The sequence below is a fragment of the Streptomyces sp. NPDC034670 genome (genome assembly GCF_055574875.1).
In genome coordinates, this window is record NZ_JBVITR010000018.1 from 66,520 (window position 1) to 86,695 (window position 20,176).

At 68.7% G+C, this 20,176-nt stretch carries 25 protein-coding genes; 15 read left to right on the plus strand and 10 right to left on the minus strand.

Annotated features, from left to right (window positions below):
- Positions 1-85: 85 nt before the first annotated feature.
- The gene (locus ACZ56B_RS15200; protein ID WP_468789962.1) at positions 86-511 is read right to left on the minus strand and encodes a hypothetical protein; all 426 of its coding nucleotides are present in this window, start codon (positions 509-511) and stop codon (positions 86-88) included.
- Positions 501-947: a hypothetical protein gene (locus ACZ56B_RS15205; protein ID WP_468789963.1), complete on the minus strand. Its 447-nt coding sequence runs from the start codon at positions 945-947 to the stop codon at positions 501-503. Before ACZ56B_RS15205 ends, ACZ56B_RS15200 begins: the two co-directional genes overlap by 11 nt.
- On the opposite strand from ACZ56B_RS15205, the gene ACZ56B_RS15210 reads away from it, so the two are divergent.
- Positions 931-1,515 carry an SMI1/KNR4 family protein gene (locus tag ACZ56B_RS15210; protein ID WP_468789964.1) on the plus strand — a complete coding sequence of 195 codons (585 nt, stop codon included), beginning with the start codon at positions 931-933 and terminating at the stop codon, positions 1,513-1,515. The genes ACZ56B_RS15205 and ACZ56B_RS15210 overlap by 17 nt on opposite strands.
- 178 nt (positions 1,516-1,693) lie before the next feature.
- On the opposite strand, the gene ACZ56B_RS15215 is transcribed toward ACZ56B_RS15210, so the two are convergent.
- Both ACZ56B_RS15215 and ACZ56B_RS15220 read right to left on the minus strand, forming a co-directional pair.
- Positions 1,694-1,831 carry a DUF397 domain-containing protein gene (locus ACZ56B_RS15215; RefSeq protein ID WP_468789965.1) on the minus strand — a complete coding sequence of 46 codons (138 nt, stop codon included), beginning with the start codon at positions 1,829-1,831 and terminating at the stop codon, positions 1,694-1,696.
- Positions 1,788-2,702 (minus strand): helix-turn-helix domain-containing protein, encoded by a 915-nt coding sequence (locus tag ACZ56B_RS15220; RefSeq protein ID WP_468790019.1) that lies wholly within the window; start codon positions 2,700-2,702, stop codon positions 1,788-1,790. The genes ACZ56B_RS15215 and ACZ56B_RS15220 overlap by 44 nt, the downstream gene beginning before the upstream one ends.
- 229 nt (positions 2,703-2,931) lie before the next feature.
- Here ACZ56B_RS15220 and ACZ56B_RS15225 point away from each other — a divergent pair, with 229 nt between their 5' ends.
- Positions 2,932-3,357 carry an ATP-binding protein gene (locus ACZ56B_RS15225; protein WP_468790021.1) on the plus strand — a complete coding sequence of 142 codons (426 nt, stop codon included), beginning with the start codon at positions 2,932-2,934 and terminating at the stop codon, positions 3,355-3,357.
- A gap of 105 nt (positions 3,358-3,462) precedes the next feature.
- Here ACZ56B_RS15225 and ACZ56B_RS15230 read toward each other — a convergent pair whose 3' ends face one another.
- Positions 3,463-4,344 carry an NAD(P)H-binding protein gene (locus tag ACZ56B_RS15230; RefSeq protein ID WP_468789966.1) on the minus strand — a complete coding sequence of 294 codons (882 nt, stop codon included), beginning with the start codon at positions 4,342-4,344 and terminating at the stop codon, positions 3,463-3,465.
- Between the two features lie 150 nt (positions 4,345-4,494).
- On the opposite strand from ACZ56B_RS15230, the gene ACZ56B_RS15235 reads away from it, so the two are divergent.
- The 3 genes from ACZ56B_RS15235 to ACZ56B_RS15245 all read left to right on the plus strand — a co-directional run bounded on the left by ACZ56B_RS15235 (position 4,495) and on the right by ACZ56B_RS15245 (position 9,291).
- Positions 4,495-4,971 carry an SLATT domain-containing protein gene (locus ACZ56B_RS15235; protein ID WP_468789967.1) on the plus strand — a complete coding sequence of 159 codons (477 nt, stop codon included), beginning with the start codon at positions 4,495-4,497 and terminating at the stop codon, positions 4,969-4,971.
- Between the two features lie 117 nt (positions 4,972-5,088).
- Complete coding sequence (locus tag ACZ56B_RS15240; RefSeq protein ID WP_468789968.1) at positions 5,089-5,397, plus strand: hypothetical protein; 309 nt, start codon at positions 5,089-5,091, stop codon at positions 5,395-5,397.
- 1,344 nt (positions 5,398-6,741) lie between these two features.
- Complete coding sequence (locus ACZ56B_RS15245; protein WP_468790023.1) at positions 6,742-9,291, plus strand: tetratricopeptide repeat protein; 2,550 nt, start codon at positions 6,742-6,744, stop codon at positions 9,289-9,291.
- Between the two features lie 377 nt (positions 9,292-9,668).
- On the opposite strand, the gene ACZ56B_RS15250 is transcribed toward ACZ56B_RS15245, so the two are convergent.
- Genes ACZ56B_RS15250 through ACZ56B_RS15265 form a run of 4 tightly spaced genes read right to left on the minus strand, consistent with a single transcriptional unit; the run spans position 9,669 to position 11,269 of the window.
- A complete protein-coding gene (locus tag ACZ56B_RS15250) occupies positions 9,669-10,046 on the minus strand; it encodes a hypothetical protein (RefSeq protein ID WP_468789969.1) in 378 nt (125 codons plus the stop codon).
- Positions 10,043-10,384, minus strand: coding sequence for a hypothetical protein (locus tag ACZ56B_RS15255; protein ID WP_468790025.1), 342 nt, complete (start codon positions 10,382-10,384; stop codon positions 10,043-10,045). Before ACZ56B_RS15255 ends, ACZ56B_RS15250 begins: the two co-directional genes overlap by 4 nt.
- Positions 10,384-10,815, minus strand: a complete 432-nt coding sequence (locus tag ACZ56B_RS15260; RefSeq protein ID WP_468789970.1) for an ATP-binding protein — start codon at positions 10,813-10,815, stop codon at positions 10,384-10,386. Before ACZ56B_RS15260 ends, ACZ56B_RS15255 begins: the two co-directional genes overlap by 1 nt.
- 46 nt (positions 10,816-10,861) lie before the next feature.
- A complete protein-coding gene (locus tag ACZ56B_RS15265) occupies positions 10,862-11,269 on the minus strand; it encodes an NUDIX hydrolase (protein WP_468790027.1) in 408 nt (135 codons plus the stop codon).
- A gap of 107 nt (positions 11,270-11,376) precedes the next feature.
- Here ACZ56B_RS15265 and ACZ56B_RS15270 point away from each other — a divergent pair, with 107 nt between their 5' ends.
- The 10 genes from ACZ56B_RS15270 (at position 11,377) to ACZ56B_RS15315 (ending at position 18,381) form a co-directional block, all read left to right on the plus strand.
- Complete coding sequence (locus tag ACZ56B_RS15270) at positions 11,377-12,162, plus strand: GntR family transcriptional regulator (RefSeq protein ID WP_004986802.1); 786 nt, start codon at positions 11,377-11,379, stop codon at positions 12,160-12,162.
- A gap of 154 nt (positions 12,163-12,316) precedes the next feature.
- Complete coding sequence (locus tag ACZ56B_RS15275) at positions 12,317-12,673, plus strand: SCO3933 family regulatory protein (protein WP_123188327.1); 357 nt, start codon at positions 12,317-12,319, stop codon at positions 12,671-12,673.
- On the plus strand, positions 12,673-14,052 hold the full coding sequence (locus ACZ56B_RS15280) for an FtsK/SpoIIIE domain-containing protein (protein ID WP_468789971.1): 1,380 nt from the start codon (positions 12,673-12,675) through the stop codon (positions 14,050-14,052). The genes ACZ56B_RS15275 and ACZ56B_RS15280 overlap by 1 nt, the downstream gene beginning before the upstream one ends.
- 88 nt (positions 14,053-14,140) lie before the next feature.
- Complete coding sequence (locus ACZ56B_RS15285; protein ID WP_468789972.1) at positions 14,141-14,794, plus strand: DUF2637 domain-containing protein; 654 nt, start codon at positions 14,141-14,143, stop codon at positions 14,792-14,794.
- Between the two features lie 12 nt (positions 14,795-14,806).
- Positions 14,807-14,998, plus strand: a complete 192-nt coding sequence (locus ACZ56B_RS15290) for a mobile element transfer protein (RefSeq protein WP_004986816.1) — start codon at positions 14,807-14,809, stop codon at positions 14,996-14,998.
- A 15-nt stretch (positions 14,999-15,013) separates the two neighbouring features.
- Complete coding sequence (locus ACZ56B_RS15295) at positions 15,014-15,208, plus strand: hypothetical protein (RefSeq protein WP_004986817.1); 195 nt, start codon at positions 15,014-15,016, stop codon at positions 15,206-15,208.
- A 25-nt stretch (positions 15,209-15,233) separates the two neighbouring features.
- The gene (locus tag ACZ56B_RS15300; RefSeq protein ID WP_468790029.1) at positions 15,234-15,479 is read left to right on the plus strand and encodes a SpdD protein; all 246 of its coding nucleotides are present in this window, start codon (positions 15,234-15,236) and stop codon (positions 15,477-15,479) included.
- A gap of 154 nt (positions 15,480-15,633) precedes the next feature.
- Positions 15,634-16,929, plus strand: coding sequence for a replication initiator (locus tag ACZ56B_RS15305; RefSeq protein WP_468789973.1), 1,296 nt, complete (start codon positions 15,634-15,636; stop codon positions 16,927-16,929).
- The gene (locus tag ACZ56B_RS15310; protein WP_073934353.1) at positions 16,922-17,161 is read left to right on the plus strand and encodes a helix-turn-helix transcriptional regulator; all 240 of its coding nucleotides are present in this window, start codon (positions 16,922-16,924) and stop codon (positions 17,159-17,161) included. The genes ACZ56B_RS15305 and ACZ56B_RS15310 overlap by 8 nt, the downstream gene beginning before the upstream one ends.
- Entirely contained in the window at positions 17,161-18,381 is a 1,221-nt protein-coding gene (locus ACZ56B_RS15315; protein WP_468789974.1) for a tyrosine-type recombinase/integrase, read from the plus strand. The genes ACZ56B_RS15310 and ACZ56B_RS15315 overlap by 1 nt, the downstream gene beginning before the upstream one ends.
- A gap of 884 nt (positions 18,382-19,265) precedes the next feature.
- Here ACZ56B_RS15315 and ACZ56B_RS15320 read toward each other — a convergent pair.
- Positions 19,266-20,027: a phosphoglyceromutase gene (locus tag ACZ56B_RS15320; RefSeq protein ID WP_468789975.1), complete on the minus strand. Its 762-nt coding sequence runs from the start codon at positions 20,025-20,027 to the stop codon at positions 19,266-19,268.
- Between the last annotated feature and the right edge of the window lie 149 nt (positions 20,028-20,176).

Here is a 20,176-nt window from a genome sequence, read left to right on the forward strand (position 1 = left end):
CCGACGCCGGGGGCGTCGGCCCGCTCACCGCGGACCGGCCGCGGGGGTGGCCGAGAAGGTCTGACGGTGCCGCCCGGTGTCCGCCTCAGCGGTTCCGGCCACCGGACCGCACGCGGACGCGGCTGGTCAGGGTGAAGGCGCCGAGGGCCGCCGTCGCGCCGAGGCCGGTGGCCAGCGCGTCACCGGCGTACCGGCCCAGGTCCGGTCGCAGCAGGTCGACGGCCCCGAACAGGACGACGAACCCCACGAGGCCCGCCGCGACCGCGGCCGGCCAGACACGGTGACGCGTCCAGAACCACGGGGCGAGGACCACGCCCAGCAGGGGCGCGACCGTGAGACCCGGCTCGTCCAGGGCGGCGAACACGGCGTACCCCAGGCCACTGACCAGCCAGCAGACCAGGGCCACGAGCAGGGCCTCGCTCCAGGCGACGTGCCGGCCCGCCCCCGCCGCTCCGCGTCCCCCGCCCGACGGCGCCGACGGCTCCCGCGGCGGACGCGGATCACCGCGCATGACGACCCTTCCCCTCCCCCTGTCCCGGTCGCCCGAGCCGGCGCTGCCGAAGCCGCTCCACGGCGGCCACGAGGGCGACGACGGAGCCCATGAGCAGCCCGAGGAGCACGGCGACCGGGAACCCGTCGGATTCCCCCTCGGGCGCCGTCACCCAGAGGAAGAGCGTGCAGGGAACGGCCACGCAGAGACCGGCCCCGACCGGGTGACGGGCCACCCACCGCTGGAGCCGAGTCGGCTTTCGCCGCCCGCCCAGGGCCCGGTCCAGAGCCCAGAAGGCACGCACCAGGGACCTCCACCGTTTCTTCACACCGGAAGAATAGGTCAACTGCTCGACCACGACGGCGAGTACCGGTCCGAAGCTGTCCTGATCCCACCGTCCGGACAGCACCGCACCGCGCCGGGCTGACATGATCCGGCGCATGACGTCTTCGGTCACCGAGTCCTGGATCCGTATCGAGACGTGGCTCGCCGGGCACGCGCCGAGTACGTTCGCCGCGCTCGGACCACCCGCCGAGCACTCGGCCCTCGCTGCGGCCGAACGGGCCGTCGGCCGGCCCCTCCCCGAGCCGCTGAAGGAGTCCCTGCTGCGGCACGACGGCACGGGGTACCGCGATCTGCTGCCCCCGTTCTGGAAGCTGCTCGACGTGAAGGGCGTCGTCGACGCCTGGGAACTACGCACGAGGATCGACGGCGACGCCCCCGACGGCGGGGAGGAAGGGGACCCGGAAGGGGAGTACGGGCCGTGGTGGCACCCCCTGTGGACTCCCTTCGCCGCGGACGGAGCCGGTGACTACCTCGTCGTCGACCAGCGCGAGCACCGCCGCAGCGGACGGATCGGCGACGCCGACCACGAAACGGGCTGTTCGTTCCGGCCGCACCCCATGTGGGCCTCGCTCCCGGCCCTCCTGGAGGCGACGGCCACCGCCCTGGAAACCGGCGAGGTCGTGGACCACTACCGCCGTGTGGTGGTCGACGAGACCGAGCTGGACTGGGAGATCGTCTGAGCACCCGGTGAGGACCCCGCGAGCGCGCAACGCGCGACGGACGGCGGTGACCTACGCCGGCCCGAGGATCACGCGCCCGCACTCCTCCTGTTCTTCGGGGGGTCAGCGGCCCACCGGGCCCCCGCGGACGAGGAACCGGCGGGCCGGGAGGGCGGACGGCCACCGGGGTCCGGGCGACTCAGACCCGGTGCCGGCCTGCCTTCAACTCCCCTATGAACGCAGTCCAGGAGTCCGCCCCGAGGGACAGGGCAGGACCGTGCGGGGCCTTGCTGTCACGGACGGGGACGACGCCGGGGAATCCGTCCGCCACCTCCACGCAGTCGCCCCCCGCTTGATTGCTGTAGCTGCTCCTGCGCCAGGCGACGCCGTTCAGATCGGGACGGGACGTTCGCGCCACGGTAGCTGCCCTCCATCGCGGTCCGAATCATGCCGAGGGACATGAGCGGGGGCAGGGCCACTGCCCGCAGCCGATCGTAAATCACTTTGTAGCGACCGACGTTGTCCGGTTCCTCGATGAGTTGTCCGTAGTCCGAACCCTCCGTGTAGGCGACTTCCGAGCCGTCCGGAAGGGCCAGAATCGTCAGTGAGCCGCCCATCGCCTCGTGCCCGCCCTGGTCGAACGGCAGTACCTGCACGGTGATGTGGCGTTCCGTCGCCGTCTCGAGCAGTCGGTCCAACTGCCCTCGCATCACGGCAGAACTGCCGACCGGACGCCTCAGCACCGCCTCGTCCAGAATCACGCACAGCTCCGGTCGATCGGGTGAGCCGAGCCTTTCCTGTCGCCCCATACGAGCCGCGACACGCTCCTCCAACTGCTCGTCGCCGTCGAGCAGCGCGTCCAGGCTCAGGACCGCCCGTGCATAGTCCTCCGTCTGCAACAGGCCGGGCACCACATGGGCCGCGTACTGCCTGACGGACACCGCCCGCTCCGAGTACGCCATGAACTTGCGCGACCAGTCCGGGAAGGCCTCCCGGTACACGTACGGCCACAGGTCGACCAGCAGGTGGTCGGCGCCGAGGACGGCGTCCAGCGCCCGGGTCAGCTCCAGCGTCGGTTTCGCTCCCAGCGCCCGCTCGATCTGGGCGATCCGCGCGCCCACCACGTGGGTTCTCGCGCCGAGTTCGGCCTGGGTCAGTCCGGCCGCCGTACGGAGCCTGCGCACCCGCGCGCCGAACAGCGCGGCCATGGAGGTGCTGGGGTCGATTTCCTTGGCCAAGGCGTCACTTCCGTCCTTTAGCGACCGAAAGGTAATGCTGCGTCACCTTCCGAGCGTAGGGCGATCACGCGACTCTTGAGTACGGAACGTGACGACTCGTGCGCGCCGCGAGACGTCCCAGAACGCGACAGGCAAGGACGGGCACGCTGTGCTGACAGGAACGACCACCCCGGGCGACGGATCCGGACGGGACCCCGGCATCTCCCCACCACGCGAGACGAGCGCCCCGTTCGCCTCCACACCCCGTGGCGCGCGGCTCGCCCGGCGCCTCGCCGTGCGGTGCCTGGAGGAGTGGGGGCACCCGCCGGTCTCGGACCTGTCGTGCACGGTCGCCCTGGTCGTCGGCGAACTCGCCGCGAACGCCGTGCGGCACGGCCGCGTCCCGGGGCACGACTTCCGTCTCCGCGTCGGCCTCGACGAGGCGGCGGGCCTGGTGCGGATCGAGGTCGCCGACGCCGCCGCCGCGAAACGGCCGCCGACGGCTGCGCCCTCCGCGTGTCCCGACGGCGAGTCCGGCCGGGGCCTGCTCCTGGTGGACGTCCTGGCCGAGCGCTGGGGCTGGGAGCCCCGCGCGCCCGTGGGCAAGACGGTCTGGGCGGAGGTGCCGGTCGGCGGGGCCCGCTGACGCCCGCGATGACCGTCACCGGCCCCGGACGGATCCACTGTGCCGCGGCGGACGGCCGGCCGAACGGGGACAGGCGGGGACGGACGGCGGGCCCGTGCCGCGGACCTACGCCGTGAAGGCGTCCGCGTGCTCCGCGGCCCACCCGGCGAAGGTGCGGGCCGGGCGGCCGGTGACCTTCTCGACGGTGTCGAGGACCGTGCGGCCCGCCTCGGGCGTGTTGCCGTACACGTCGAGCAGGAAACCGATCACCTCCTCGGGCTGACCCGCCGCCCGCCACCGCGCGACGGCCTGCTCCTCGGTCAGCTCCACCAGGGCGACGTCCCGGCCGCGGGCGGCGGCGATCGCCGCCACCTTGTCGCCGACGGTCAGCACCTCGGGGCCGGTGATCACGTACTCCCGGCCGCCGTGCCCCTCCTCGGTGAGCGCGACCGCCGCGACGGCGCCGATGTCGGCCTCGTGGACCATGGCGCTCAGTCGGGAGACGAACGGTTCGCGGACCTCGTCCGCCGCCCTGATCCCGTCCGCCCACTCCAGGGCGTTGGCCATGAACTCGACCGGCATCAGCACGGTCCAGTCCACCCCGGCCTCGGCCCGCACGGCGTCCTCCAGCGGGGTCGGGCCGCCGCCGTTCAGCACGGTGACCCGGCGCACGCCGGCCGCGCGGGCCAGCTCCAGGATGCGCGGGCCGGTCTCCAGCGGGGTGAAGAGGGCCCCGCCGAAGGTGATCAGATGCAGCCCGGTGACGCCCTCCAGGGCCGGGGCCAGACCCGCGGGCTCGGTCAGATCACCCCGGACGACCTCGACCTCCGCCGGGAACGAGGCCCGCGCCGGGTCCCGGGTGAGGGCGCGCACCGCGTGACCGCGGGCGAGCAGCTCGGCGACGACCTGACGGCCGACGGTGCCGGTGGCACCGGTGACGAGAACCTTCTGCGGCTGCTGTGTCTTCTGCGTCTTCTGTGTCTGCTGTGCCCGTTGCGTCTGCGTCATGGGACGACCGTAGGAGGCCATGAGGTCGGATCCTGTCCGCTGGGGACCGGATCGGTCCTTCCCCTTCCCCCGGACGGGAACTCACCTCCCCTCCCCGGGAGTTCGATCAAACACGTTCCGCACGCGGCCCTTTGAGGACACCATGGGTGCATGCGCCGACGGACCCCCGACGCCGACTGGCTGGACGCCCCGGACCCCGTACTGGCCCTGGCCCAGGCGGAACTGGCCTTCTACGAGCAGGTGCGGAACGCGTCCCGCCGGTGGTACCGCATGACCGAGCTGGGCGCCCTCGCCACCGCCTCCTCCACCGTGGTGGCGGCGGGGCTCAGCGCCCCGGCCTGGCTGACGGCCCTCGTCGCCGGCGGGGCCCTGTTCTTCACCGGCTTCCGGCAGGTGTTCGGACACGGTCCCCGCTACGTCCTGGCGGCACAGTCGCACGAGGCGCTCCGCCGGGCCGTCAACCGCTACCGCCTGCTCCCCGCCGCCGAGCGCGACGAAAGGGCCCGGCAGGAACTCCTCGCAGCGGTCGAACGGGTGGGCGACGAGGAACTCCGCCAGTGGGTCGAACAACGGACCCAGACCTCCCCGACCCTCGGCTCGCTCCCGGGCGGCCCGCCCCTCCCCTGACCGTCCGCGCAGCTGAGGAGACGTACTCATGCGGGGCACGGTCCGGGACCGCATGCTGTCCCCTGTGCAGCGGGCGGCCGAGGGACGGCAGTCGGAACGGCGGGAGCGGCGGTGGGAATGAAGCGCACGACCAGGCCCTCGACCGGTCGGCAGGTGGGAGTCGGCGCGGCACTGCTCCTGCTCGACCTGTTGGTGATCGCCTGTCTGCTGTACGGCTACGGAATAACGGGGTGGGCCGACGGCTACGACTCCTCCGACCCACCGGACGCCCCCCGGATCGCCCAGCAGGCGATGTGGCTGCTGGCCGGGGGCGCGGTGGTCACGGGCGGCGGCCTGCTCGCCCGGGGATGGCCCCTCCCCGGCACGATCCAGCTCCTGTTCCTGGGCGGCGGAGCAGGACTGTTCGCCTTCCTCGCCGCACGGTGACGCACGACCGCAGCCCACCCGCCCGCCGCACCCACCACCTCGCGGCACACCACCCGGGTGCCCCGCACAGAACCCCGGCACGAAAACGCCCCTTGCCCGCACCGAAAGTACGGGCAAGGGGCATGACCACGGAACTTACTTCTTCTTGCCCTGGGTCTTACCGGGGATCTTGGTGACCTGCGTTTTCGCTGCTCAGAGACGGTAAGCCCGTGGGCCTGGTGGTCATTGTTGGTCGTCCTTGGCCACTGTCGAGTGACCTCGGGCGGCCCAGAGACGGCCCAGCTTCGGCGCGCTTGCCTGGCGGCCGGCACCTTCGACGCGCCCAGTCCGAACCTCAGCCGACGACAGCCCGCCACGATGGCGGGTGCGCCAATCGACCACGCACGCGTGTGCCTCGCTGCACCCCCGCCGGCCTCAGCCATGCTGCCTGTTTCGATGGTTACGTAGTGCCTGACGGCGGCGACCGGCCGAGTCCTCAGCTTGGGAAGCTGCGAGCACCTGCGACCGGTTCGGGCACTGACCTGGGTGAACGACCGAGGAGCGGCCTCACCGGGCTCGGCGGCTTTCACCGTGGTTCCCCGCTGTTCCCCGTTCGATCTGGTGCGCTTATGGTGCGGCCGTGGTGCGCGCCACGGCCGCAGCCTTTTGATCCGTGCTGGACACCGCCAGCCCTTCCGCGGTGAAGGCATGAAGCACGAACAAGGTCGACTCACATCGCCCCGCTCTGCTCTATCGTGATGCCCCAGGCGTCGACTAGGGGGTAGGGATGCTGAACGAGGCCTTAACAGCCGTGGCCGCAGCGGGTGGGACGGCCGTAGTCCAAGCGGCCGGCACAGACGTCTGGACGGTTGTACGCAGTCGGGTAGCAGCATTGCTGGGCCGTGACGCCGCGGCTGAGCAAACAGCATTGGCTCGATTGGATCGGACACTGGCTGACCTCCAGGAGAATCACCAGCCTGACGACGCCCGACGGGCCCGGCTCGTAGAGGCCTGGCGCACGCGATTCGAGGATTTCCTCGAGGATCTTCCGGCTGAAGACCGGGAAGACGCAGCACAGGCACTTCGAGACATCGCATCGCTGGGAGCTCTAGGCCAAGGCAGCACGTCTGCTGGTGATCGAGGGCTGGCGGTTGGCGGAGATCTCCATGTGCAAGCTGAGCGAGGGTCAGTCGCCAGCGGCGTACTGAACGTGGAAGGCGGCTTGAGCCTTGCAAACCCTCCATTTCCGGAGGCGGGCCAGGGCTGACCGTTTCCGGTAGTTCACAAGCCCCTGAAATCTCGGCTATAAATTCCGTGCTCGCAAGTAACGGTGGGCTAGCAGCCGGATACATTGGTCAGTTGTTTGTGTCGCCACAGTCAAAAACGGTGGATACACCCATCTTGATTGGTAGCCTTCCCAGAGAGGCCGACTGCTATCAAGAACGGAGTGCGAGCCAGCGACTATCCCAAGCTTTCGAATCGATAGACGCGGCACCGGAAGTCTGTTTGCTGGTTGGCGTAGGAGGAGTGGGAAAAACACAGATTGCTGCACGCTACGTTCGAGAGCGCTTGAGCAATCGATCAGTCGACGTGGTCGTCTGGGCCTCAGCCAGCAGCAGAGAGGCAATACAATCCTCTTACGCTAAAGCGATCAATGCGCTTACGGGAGCTGACATCAGTGATACGGAAAGTGCTGCGGCTAACTTCCTATCCTGGACCCATATCACTGACATGAAGTGGCTGGTGGTGCTGGACGATCTGTCTACACCGTCCGTAATAAGGGAACTGTGTCCGCCCTCAATCGGGAGCGGCAGGGTTTTGATTACGACTCGCCGTAGGGATGCCGCACTCGCTGGTGCTAAATGGCATCGCATCCCTGTAGAAATCCTCTCTACGGGAGAATCCGTAGAATATCTAACTCAAAAACTCGGGGCATTTGGGCTTTCCGTAGAATCCCGAGAGTTGGAAAACCTTGCAGAAGACCTGGGTTATTTGCCCCTAGCTTTGGCTCAGAGTGCCGCATATTTGGTCGATGCCGGTATGGAGTGCACCCAATACAGAGAATTGCTAGCAGATAGGCGAGGTTCACTGCGGGAGCTTCTGCCGGATGCGGAGAGCCTGCCGGACGATCATCAAGATATCGTGACGGCCACTTGGTCGCTCTCTATGGAAAAAGCGAACTCGCTTACGCCGCGTGGATTAGCCCGCCCGGTACTTGAGATTGCGGCTGTTCTCAACCCTAACGGCATCCCAAGGTTGACCTTCGAAACGGCTGCCATCAAAGAATATGTAAGCAGCTTCATGGACGCAAGTGAACAAAAGACGCTCATCGACGGTCATATTAATTCCGCTCTGCGCAATCTCCACAGGCTAAGTCTGATCGACGATGATGCCGGAGCGACGCCAGGCGCGGAAGTGCGCATGCACGCGCTCGTGCAACGAGCAGTCGTTGAGACTCTGAGTGAAGAAGCTTACGCGATTACCGTTCAGGTGGCCGCAGATGGTCTACTCGAGGCATGGCCGAGTGGTCCGATTCAGTCGGATTATGTACGGGCCTTCAGGTCGAACGCGGAGTTTATGCGAGATAATTCCTTGCCTCAGCTGCTATCCGACTATTCTCACGGAATTCTCGACAAGTATGGAGAAAGTCTGATGGCGGCTGGTCTTGCGTCAGCTGCGGTGGCCCATTTTGAGACGCTGCGTCGCGCCATAGAAGAGGACGATCCAACCCGTCCCGATCTCACTTATCTTAGGCTGTGTCTGGGGGATGCTCTCGAGGAGTCAGGGCGTATCGCCGAGGCGTTGACGGAATATCGAAAACTCCTCCATGACGAGCTGAAGCGTGATGACGGCGATGACGGGTGGGTGCAAAATATCCGCAGCTCCCTGGCTGAATGCCTGGGACGCGCTGGTGACGCAGAAGGGTCGGTGCGTGCTTTTGAGGAACTCCTAAAGGACAGAATACGGGTTCACGGCCCTGATGACGAACTGACCTTTGACACGCGCCGTCGCCTGGTGAGTGCACGAAGTCATGCTGGTGACATCGCTGGGGCAATTGCCACGTGTCAAGAGTTGCTGGAAGATGAGCTTCGGGTCAACGGGCAGGACCAAGCAGCTACCTGGCACACTCAAATTCACCTCGCAGAAGAGATTGGCGCCTCAGGCGATACAACTGCTGCGATTGAAATCCTAGAGAACATGCTGCGGCAAGTTAGTCGCCAGCATGGGGAGCATCACGAGGAAACCTTCTCGATTCGCCATCATCTGGCCCAATGGTACGCTGAGGATAAACGCTATGAGGAAGCCGTCAGCATCACGCGATCACTGGTGCACGACGAAGAGACCTCTTTTGGGGAAACACATCCGAGCGTTCTAGAACTCCTGGGCCATCTCGCCGATTACGTTGGACTCGCCGGCGATCCGCATCACGCCCTGGCGATTAGTCAAGATGTCTACGAAAAACATCTATTGGAACGAGGCCCTGAGCACCCGGAAACCCTGGATTCAAGAGGCCTAGTGGCACATTGGAAGGGCCGGTCAGGTAAGAAGGGCGAGGCTGCTCGTGAGTACGGCCAACTCCTCAAGGATTGTGAAAACGTTCTAGGGCCCGATCATCCTATGACCGTCAGGATGGTAAAGCTCCTCGCTTCAGCACTGCGAGATGTTGGCGATCTTCAGGGATCTCTGGCCGCCTATCAGCGTCTCGTCTCTGATAGAGAGAGAATCCATGGATCTGGTGATCCAAGGACGCTGCAATCTCGGGATTACCTTGCTTACCAGTTGCTTCTTTTGGGCGAGCGAGGGAGGGCCTTGGAAATGTTTAAGCGGCTGTACGTCGATCAAGTACGCCATCTAGGGGAAGATCATCCAGACAGCCTCCACACACGCGAACATATTGAAGACCTTGAGAGTTAGCCTTGCCTGCAATCGCTTCCCGCAGTGAAATGACAGGTCAGCGGAGCGGCTTTGGGGTGGCGCTGCTTTGGCGCGAGTGATCATGGCCCCGTAAGCTTCCGGCGCGTCGGGCGGTCTGTGGACCTGCCCGGTAAAGCACGACGTTGGGGCCGTGATCTTCGAGGCTCGCGCCGAAGTGGCTGCGTAAAGCCGTGGAGCCGACCGCCCCAGCCACGACGTACCCCTTCTCTGGCATCAGGTGGCTGATTGCTGTGCGCGCGGCACGGGCGCCGGCCGGGCTGGAGCGGGGCGGAGACAGGAGCGCAGGCCCGGCCGGGGGCCGGGCCGCGCGCGGTGAGCGGAGCGAGCCGCCTTGAACCAGTGGAGAAAGTTGTAACTCAGTCTGTGCGGTGGGGCTTGAAGCTGTGTGCACAGGCTGGGAGGTCGGCGTCCTGCCGGTGTGCGAGGGGCAGGAAGAGCACTGGGCGGATGGTCCAGGTGATGCGGGTGCTGGCGTGGGTGATGGTCACCGTGCAGGGTTCGGAGCGCATCAGGGCTCTGCGGGTCTCGGCGCGCTCTTCGTACAACCACGTCCACGCTTCGTCCGACGCGTCGGAGTCGAGTACGGGTGAGATGGTGCGGAGAGCGACGGTGACCCATCGGTCTGCCTGGGGTGCTGAGTACGCGTCGAACGATGCCAGGAGCGCCGGCCCTCCTGTGCTGGTGACTTCCTCGGTCCAGCATTCGCACCAGTAGCCGCGGGTGGGCCCGTTCATGGGGTCGCTCCCGCCGGGTAGGCCAGCAACACGTAGTGGGTGCTCTCGTCGTAGAGAGTGAGTTGGTAACCCGTGCCACCGGTCAGGTAGGCGAGGGCTCGTTCATGCTCGGCCTCGTCCGTCAACCAGTGCAGGCCCGGCCGTGCGTATGCGGCGTCGAGCTGGTCGGTGATGTGCTGCGTGCGCTCGCGTAACCAGCGCAGTGCCAGGCGTGGGCTCGTGGCGCCGTGTGATCCCAAGGGGATGGAACGGACCTCGTTCGACGGGTAGGCGGCGGCTCGGCACAGGTAGGGGAGGGGCCGGCCGCCTGTACTCAGCACTACGAGAGGAGCAGACATCAGCACGGGTGCCCTCCTGCCGGTCCGGCCTCGGTGAAGAGTTCCGCGGTGACCGTGTAACCGCCATGGCTGTCATGGACGACGACCCGGTGAGCGAGCGCGCTGACCATGCCCAGGCCCCGGCCGTGCTCCGCCTCCTGGCCCTGGTGCTCGACCTTCGGGGCCGTGCCGGTGCCTCCGTCGTCCGTGACGGACAGGGCGATCACCTGCGGGGAGACCGCGAGCGCCAGATGGAAGCTGCCGGATGCCTGGCCGCTGGCCGTGTGGAGAATCGCGTTCGCGCTCAGCTCGCTGACGATCAGCTCGGCGTCCTCGGCCAACGGCGATCCCCGCAGGATGTCGCGGGTCCAGCGGCGGGCCCTGCTGACCTCTTCCGGGAATCCTGGGCAACTGAGCCCCCAGACCCGGGCGCTACTCGTATACTCGTGCATACAAGTTCCTTCGTGCTGGTAGGCCGCCATGTGCAGCGGGTTCGGGCTAGACGAGTTTCACGCCGTCGTGGGCGCGGACGGCCGGCGGGGACGCCGCGTCGAGTGCGTCAAGCACACGGATCGCGTACGCCTCGTCGGTGAGTTCGATGACTTCTTCGCGGGTGGCCCAGCGCAGGGCGCGGGTCTCGTCCCCGGTGGTGGGAGTGCCGTCGGCCGCCTGGCAGCGGAAGACGAGGGAGACGATCAGGCCCGTCATGTTCTTGTAGACGCCGGTCAGGGTCGCGGGAAGCTCGATCTTGATGCCGGTCTCTTCGAGGACTTCGCGCTGGAGGGCTTCGGGGATGGTCTCCTCGCGTTCGAGGACTCCGCCCGGGGGTTCCCAGTGGCCGTTGTCGCGGCGCTTGATCAGGAGGGCCCGGCCTTGGTCATCGACGATGACCCCGGCGACGCTCACGGAGTGCGGGCGTTCTGTGCTCACGTTCCTCGGCCCTCTCGGCTGACTAGGCTCTCCACCGTAGCAACAAGACTCGCCCACTCGTCTAGATACCTAAAGGAGTACGCATGGCGTCTCTACCGAGCATTCTCGGCGGCCTCGACCCGACCAGTGATCGTGCGGTCTTCCGGCAGATCGCCGACCAGCTGCGCGAAGCCATCGACCGTGGGCGGTTCAAGGAAGGGGAGAAGCTGCCTTCCGAGGCTGAATTGGTCGAGCACTACGGGGTTTCCCGGATGACGGTCCGGAACTCCTTCTCAATCCTCCAAGGCGAGGGCCTGGTGCACGCCGAGCACGGCCGGGGCGTCTTCGTCCGGCCCCGGCCTCCGGTGCGCCGTCTCGCCTCCGACCGGTTCGCCCGGCGCCACCGCGAGCAGGGGAAGTCCGCGTTCATCGTGGAGGCCGACGCCGCCGGCAGTCACCCCACTGTGGACAGCCTGGAGGTAAAGGAGGAGAAGGCCAGCCAGGACATCTCCACCCGGCTCGGTTCCGTGCGGCGCGTGCTCGCCCGGCGTCGCCGGTATCTGCTCGACGGCCGGCCGGTCGAGTTCGCCACGTCGTACCTCCCGCTCGACATCGCCCGCGGGACGCAGATCGCTGAGCCCAACCCCGGCCCCGGTGGCATCTACGCGCGGCTCGAGGAACTGGGCCACCAGCTCGACCACTTCGAGGAGGAGATTCGGGCCCGGATGCCCTCGCCGTCCGAGGTGAAGACGCTGCAACTGGCCTCCGGCGTACCGGTGATCCACCTGATCCGTACCGCCTTCGACACGGCGGGGCGGGCCGTGGAGGTCTGCGACACGGTGATGGCGGCGGACGCGTACGTCCTCTCCTACCAGCTTCCGGCGACCTGATCGGCGGTGCGCGAGGCCACTTCCCCGGACTCGTACACACCGACACGCATACTCGTATAGACGAGTGGGCAAGTTGTGTGGCAAGGTGATCCCGTTCCCGGCGTCGTCGGGTTCGAAGGATGCATCTTGTCTAGACGAGTAGATGGGGAAAATCTTGCGCACCATCCGTGTGGAGACCTCGGCCGCAACGATCCTGCTGACCGAGGCGCCCGAGCCCAAGGTCCGCGACCGGCAGTCGGGCGAGATCGCGAAGGACGCCGTCAGCGGTGAGGCGCTGATGACCATCGGCGTCGTGTACATCGAGGAGGGAGAGTCGTCCCTGATCAAGGTGACCGTTCCGGAGAGCGGAGTGTCGGAAGGGCTCGCCCTCGGTGCTCCGGTCTCCCTGCCGGGTCTGATCGCCCGGCCGTGGGAGAGCGTGTTCAACGGCCAGCAGCGGCACGGCATCGCCTTCCGGGCCGCCGCCGTCACTCCGGCCACCTTCCCGGCCGCCGTGGGGGCGTCGGCCTGATGACCGACCTGGCAACGCTTCTGGAGGTGGGTGGTCCCCTCGCCGCGCTCGGTGGTGGGGCCGCCTACGCCCGGGCACGACACCCCGGCGCCTACTGGTCCACGGTCGGCTTACCGGTGTCCACGGTCCGGCTGCTCAGCTCCTACGGCTCCGTCATGGAGGCGTGCGGGCTGACCGTGGCCCCCTCCCGGCTGCGGGTCCTGGCGGTCAAGGCCACCACTCGCCGTGAGGTCCGGCCCGTGCCGCCGCGCCGGGGGATCATCCGGCCGACCACGACGGGGCTGCGGGTCCGCCTGCGGCTCGCTCCGGGGCAGGAACCCGCCGACGTGGCCGCCTCCGCCGAACGGCTGCGGCACGCCTGGGGTGTCCACGCCGTCTACGTGACCACGGTCAAGCCGGGCGTGGTCGAACTGCGGCTCGTCGGCTTCGACGTGCTGCGGCGGGTGCGCATGCCGCGCAAGCTCCGCCCGGGCCTGCTCCGGGTGCCGGTCGCGCTGCGCGAGGACGCCACTCCGTTCGTACGCGACTACCGCACCGTGCCGCACCAACTCACCCTCGGCGCCACGCTGTCCGGCAAGTCCATGTACCTGCGTCACCTCGTCGCCGGCCTCGCCCGTCAGCCCGTCGCCCTGGTCGGCATCGACTGCAAGCGGGGCGTGGAGCTGGCGCCCTTCGCCCCGCGCCTGTCGGCGCTCGCCACCGACCCGGAGCAGGCCGCCGAACTGCTGCCCGTGCTGATCAGGGAAATGGAGGACCGGTACGACCTGATCAAGGCCCGGCAGGGCATCGCGCCGGGCACGCCGGACGAGGAGATCACCTCTGACATCTGGGGTCTGCCCGAGCACGAACGCCCGGTGCCCGTCGTGCTGTTCGTCGACGAGGTGGCCGAACTCTTCCTCATCGCCACGAAGAAGGACGAGGAACGCCGGGACGAGATGGTCACCCAGCTCATCCGGCTCGCCCAGCTCGGCCGGGCCGCCGGCATCTACCTGGAGGTCTGCGGACAGCGCTTCGGCGCCGAACTGGGCAAGGGCGCGACCATGCTGCGGGCCCAGTTGACCGGCCGCGTCTGTCACCGCGTCAACGACGAAGCCTCCGCCAAGATGGCACTCGGCGACATCGCCCCCGAGGCGGTCGCTGCCGCCTGCGCCATCGCTCCCGAACGGCCCGGCCTCGCCGTGGCCGGTGACACCTCCGGCGGTTGGTCCCGCATTCGCACGCCGTACCTCTCCCTCGGCGACGCCGCCGAGACCTGTCGCGAGTCGGCCCACCTGGTCCCCGACCTGCCCGCGCTCAAGCCCTTCCGGCCCGACGTCCCCGTACGGCCGCCTGTCGAGACTCCGAGCCTGGTCGTGTGGCCCCGCCCGGTGACCGACTGACCCGCGCCCACACGCATCCCCGGTCGGCGTGACCGCCTCACGCCGTGTCCCTACCCCTCCCATGCCCGAACCCGGAAGGAGCCGCAGCATGCGCGCCCACCTGGCCCGCGTCGACGCGGTGCTCGTCCAAGCGGTCATCGCCGCCGCGCTGTCCTTCGCCCACCTGCACGACGTCGCCTCGGCGGCCGGACAGGACGGGTGGAAGGCGTGGGCCTATCCCGTCTCGGTCGACCTGCTGCTCGTCGCCGCCTGGCGCCGACTGCGGTCCGGCGACGCGAAAGCGGCCGGGTGGTGCTGGTTCCTGATCGCCCTCGCCGCGTCCCTGGGTGCGAACGTCGCCACCGCCGGACTGCTCGACCTGGACCACGTGCCGGCCTGGCTCCGCATCCTCGTCGCGGGCTGGCCCGCGGTCGCCTTCCTCGGCGGGACCCTCCTCGTCCACTCGTCGCCGAACACGCACGACGAGACCAGTGAGGCCGTGGGCCAGGAGACACCCGAGGACATCGAGGACCAGGAGGACGCGCCCGATCCCGCACCGGAACCCCCGGCGCCTCCGGCAGTCGAGTCGGCACCGGATCCGGCTCCGCCGCCGGTCGCCGTCCCGGCTGCCCTGGTCGAGCACGCCCGCAAAGTCGCCGCTGAGCACCACGCCCGCACCGGAACGGCCATCGACACCCCGACCCTGCGCGCCCGCCTCGGCGTCCCGCCGCCCATGGCCGACGCCATCGCCGCCCAGCTCTGAAAGGAGACCCACGTGAGCGCCAACCGCCGCTTCCGCTCCGTCACCCGCATCGGCCCCGTCCAGGTCGGCACGTCCTACGACGGCCGCGGCCGGGAGAAGCACACCGCCGCCTGCACGGCCCCGCGCTGCGGCTTCTCCGCCGACTACGACAGCCGCGCCGCCGCCGAACTGGCCGCCCGTACCCACCGCTGCCCCGTCCGCTGAAAGGACCCGCACACCGTGACCGTCAGCCTGCCGCTCGTCGTCCTCCTCGGCTTCTTCGCCTGGGGAGCGGTCAAGTTCCTCGGCGTCCGCACGTGGATCGTCGTCCTGATCGCCCTCTTCGGCTTCTGGCTCTCGGACACCTTCCTGGCCCCGGCCATCGAGTCCGGCACGCGCTCCGGCGTGGACATCGTCAACGGCTCACATGACTAGACGAGTAGGTAAGGAGAGCTTCGTCGTGTTCCTGCCCCAGTACCCCGACAGCCCGACGCCACCGCCCGCGCACCCCCACACCGTGGCCGACCAGGCGCCCGTGCGGCGGCCGGTCCCTCAGATCTCCGTCAGCACCGGAGCGGTCGCGGCCGTCCTCGTCGGCGGCGTCGTGCTGACCGCGCTCCTGGCCGCCGTCGCCGTCACGGCCGTCTCCGTGGCCGTCGCCGCCGTGGTCCTGCGCTCGCTGCTGCGCGACCCGCACCGCCGCTGACGCACCGGACCCCCGGGGCGGCCTCGATACCGCCAAGCATCCGCCGCCCCGGGGGACCGTCTCCCTCCAGCCGAACCAGAAGGAGAAAGCCATCATCACCCGCGCCACTCCGCCCCCGCTCCACGAACTCGGCGAACTGGCCGCCCTCGGCACCATGCCCGCACTCCTGCGCCAGCTCTCCGGCCTCGGCGGCTGCACGCACCCGATCCGCCTCGACGGCCACCGCACCGAGCACGACGTGAACACCCGCACCGGCGAGATCGGCAACGTCCTCCACCACCTCGACTCCTCCAGCCTCCCGGCCGGTCACCTCCTGGTCCGCTGCAACAACCGCCGCACCACCCGGTGCACGGCCTGCGCCGAGGTCTACCGCCGCGACACCTTCCACCTGATCACCTCCGGACTGCGCGGCGGCAAGGGCGTCCCCAAGCGCGTCGCCGCCCACCCGCGCGTCTTCGCCACCTTCACCGCCCCCAGCTTCGGCCCGGTCCACAACCGCCCCACCGGCCCGGCCGGCTCGGTCCGCCGCTGCCGCTGCGGCGCGCTCCACGACCAGGACGACCCCGCCCTCGGCACCCCGCTCGACCCGGACACCTACGACTACGAAGCCGCCGTGCTCTGGAACGCGCACGCCGGTCCGCTGTGGCGGCGCTTCTCCATCTACCTGCGCCGGGAGGTCGCCAAGCGCGCCGGCCTCACCCAGCGGGCCTTCCGCGAGCACGCCCGGGTGTCCTTCGCCAAGGTCGCCGAGTACCAGAAGCGCGGGGCCGTCCACTTTCACGCCGTTATCCGCCTCGACGGCCCCGAGGGCGGCGACACCCCGCCTCCCGCCTGGGCCACCGCCGAGCTGCTGACCGACGCCATCCGGGCCGCCGCCACCGCCGCCCGCGTGGACGGCCCGGTCATCGACGGCCGCGCCCACACCTTCGCCTTCGGCCGTCAGCTCGACGTCCGCACCATCCGCTCGGCCGACTTCGACGGCGGCCAGGAGCTGACCGAGCGGGCCGTCGCCGCGTACATCGCCAAGTACGCCACTAAGGGCGCCGAGACGGCGACGGGAGCTCTGGACCGGCCGCTGAGGTTCCTCGCCGAACTCGCCCAGCTCGACATCAGCGACCATGCCCGCCGGCTCATCCGCACCGCCTGGACCCTCGGCGCGCGTAAGGACCTCGAACACCTCCGCCTGCGGGCCTGGGCCCACATGCTCGGCTTCCGCGGCCACTTCTCCACCAAGTCCCGCCGCTACTCCACCACCCTCGGCGCCCTCCGCGACGCCCGTGCCGCATGGCGCCGCGCACAGGCCCTGGCAACGGACGGGACCGACCCGGACACGACCCTCGTCCTCGCGCACTGGGTCTACGCCGGAACCGGCCTCACCGACGCCGAAGCCTGGCTCGCCGAAACCCTCGAACCCGCCCCCGGAACGGAAGGAGAACCCACCCATGGGTAGCCGGCGCCTCGCTGTCGCGGAAGCGGCCTCCGAGCCGCGTGGTCTGCCGTCGCGGTACCTGACTCCTGACGACCTGGTGGCGATGTTCGACCTGCCCAGCGTCGAGACGGTCTACCAGTGGCGCCGCAAGCGCACCGGTCCCCGTGGCTTCCGGGTCGGCCGGCACCTGCGCTACGACCCTGCGGACGTCCAAGCCTGGGTCGAGTCCCTGCGGGAAGGGGCTGCCGCCTGATGGCCGGGCACATCCAGGACCGCTGGTACCGGACCGAGACCGGCCCGGACGGGAAGGTGCGCAAGGTCAAGACCGAGCGTTACGGGGCCGGCCTGCGTTACCGCGCTCGCTACGTCGGCCCGGACGGCACGGAGAAGTCCAAGAGCTTCCCCGACCGTCAGAAGCGGCTCGCTGATCAGTGGCTGGCGCACATCGAGGCGGACATGGCGCGCGGGCAGTACATCGACCCGCGCGCGGCCCGGATCACCTTCCAGCAGTACGCCGAACGCTGGGTCGCCACGCAGGGCGCCGACCCGAACACCCAAGCCTCGATGGAGTCGCAACTACGGCTGCACGCCTTCCCCTACCTCGGCTCACGTCCGCTCGGCTCCTTCCAGCCGGCACACATCCGCGACTGGGTGCGGCAGTTGCAGGAGAACGGCATCCGCGGGTCGTACGCCCGGACGATCTACTCCAACGTGCGCGCGGCGCTCAGCGCGGCCGTGGACGACGGCCACCTTCCCCGCAACCCGTGTGCGGCCCGGTCCGTCCGGCCGCCGACCGTCGACAACAAGCGCGTCGTGCCCTGGACGCCCGAGCGGGTCTTCGCCGTCCGGGCCGCCATGCCCGAGCGCTACCAAGTCATGGTCGACCTGGGCGGCGGCTGTGGGCTCCGCCAGGGCGAGATCCTGGGCGTGGCCGTCGACGCCATCGACTTCGAGTCGGACACGCTGCACGTGGTCCAGCAACTGAAGCTGAGCCGCAGCAAGGCCGTGTTCGCGCCGCCGAAGGGCGGCAAGCTGCGGGACGTGCCGCTCCCCGGCCCCGTCGCCGATGCGCTCCGGGCGCACATGAAGCGGTTCCCACCGGTCGAGATCACCTTGCCGTGGAAGGTTGCCGACGGTCCTCCGGTGACCAAGCGGCTGATCTTCACCGGGCCGCGCGGCGGGCACGTCTGGCGCACGTCGCTCAACGAGGAGGCATGGAAGCCAGCGCTGGCCGCGGCTGGTGTCATCCCCATGCCCAAGCGGGGCCGGCCATACGCCGAGTCCCGCGAGAACGGCATGCACGCGCTCCGCCACTTCTACGCGTCGTTGCTCCTGGACGCGGGCGAGAACATCAAGGCCCTCGCCGAGTACCTGGGCCACTCGGACCCGGGCCTGACGCTCCGCGTGTACGCGCATCTCATGCCGTCCAGCCAGGAGCGTACCCGCAAGGCGATTGCGGCCGTCTTCGCCTGACCCGCAGAAGGATGCACCTCAAACGCTCCATCCGTGAGCTTCCATCCGCGAGCTTCGGTCGATGAACTTTGGTCCGTGAACTTTGATTCGTGAACTTTGGTCCGCCAACAATGTTGCGACACGCAATTCTCCAACCGCAACATTTGGAATCACCATCCGTGAACTTTGGTCCATCGAAAGTTTTGCGACACGCAATTCTCCGACCATGGTATTTGGAATCACCATTCGTGAACTTTCGTCAGGCGACAATGTTGCGACACATAATTGTCGACGCCAGCCGCCCCGCCGGGTGGCTGGCCACCACCTCCCTCCCTCCCTCCCTCCCAGGTGGCCGGGTGGCCGGGCGACCGGACGGGAGGGCACGGAAAGAAGAATCGGAGTCAATATCGGCAAGTGCGCCGCAGCGCCCCTTCGAGGTGCTTAGCATGGCTGAGGTTGGCCATGCAGTCGGAATTATCGACCGATCCCCCCGGGGGGTACCCGCGGGGAATTTTGACTGCCGGGTGATCCGTGGTTAAGTTCTGCTCGCGGATTGGAAAGGCCGCCTCCGTTGGCCCGGAGGCGGCCCCGTCTCCATCCGTGTTCGGAAAACTTGGGAAGCTCCTCGACACGTTGGAGAACATAAGCATGCCACAATTCGGACTGAGAATCGACATTTGTCTTCGCGACCTACCGCTTTGCTTGGTCGGCGCGGCCGTGGCGGGGTCCCCCCACTGGGGGGACGTGCCCGCCGGGATCGCCGTACCGATGGCGCTGCTGATCGCCCTCGACATCCGCGTCCGCCGCTGGAGCCGCCGCACCTGACGGCCCAGGCACGGCCCAGGCGCATAGAAGAGCCCCCTCCTGACAGCAAAACCGCAGGTAGGGGGCTTCTTCCGGCGCGCTTACTTCTTCTTGCCCTGGTTCTTGACCGCCTCGATCGCGGCTGCCGCCGCCTCCGGGTCGAGGTACTTGCCGCCCGGGGTGACCGGCTTGAAGTCGGCGTCGAGCTCGTAGTACAGGGGGATGCCCGTCGGGATGTTCAGGCCCGCGATGTCCGCGTCCGAGATGCCGTCGAGGTGCTTGACCAGGGCGCGCAGGCTGTTGCCGTGGGCGGCGATCAGGACCGTGCGGCCGGCCAGCAGGTCGGGGACGACGGAGTCGAACCAGTACGGGAGCATCCGGACGACGACGTCCTTCAGGCACTCCGTCCGCGGGCGCAGCTCCGGCGGGAGGGTCGCGTAGCGCGGGTCGGAGAACTGGGAGTACTCGGCGTCGTTGTCGAGCGGGGGCGGCGGGGTGTCGTAGGAGCGGCGCCACAGCATGAACTGCTCCTCGCCGAACTCCGCGAGGGTCTGTGCCTTGTCCTTGCCCTGGAGGGCGCCGTAGTGGCGCTCGTTCAGGCGCCAGCTGCGGCTGACCGGGATCCACAGGCGGTCGGCGGCCTCCAGCGCGAGCTGCGCCGTGCGGATCGCGCGCTTCTGGAGGGAGGTGTGGAGCACGTCGGGCAGCAGGCCGGCGTCCTTGAGCAGCTCGCCGCCGCGCGTCGCCTCCTTCTCGCCCTTCGGGGTGAGGTTGACGTCCACCCAGCCGGTGAACAGGTTCTTCTCGTTCCACTCGCTCTCGCCGTGGCGGAGGAGGATCAGCTTGTACGGTGCGTCGGCCATGTGCCCGAGCGTAATCGAAGGCCCGCGCCCGTCGCGCGGGGCGCCCGCCGGTCGGACGGTTGACGGGATCTGTTAATCGAGTGGTCCCCGGACGCGGTCTCTTCGTAAGGTCTGCTTGCCGTCTCAGCCGCTTACATCCGGGGGGTCCC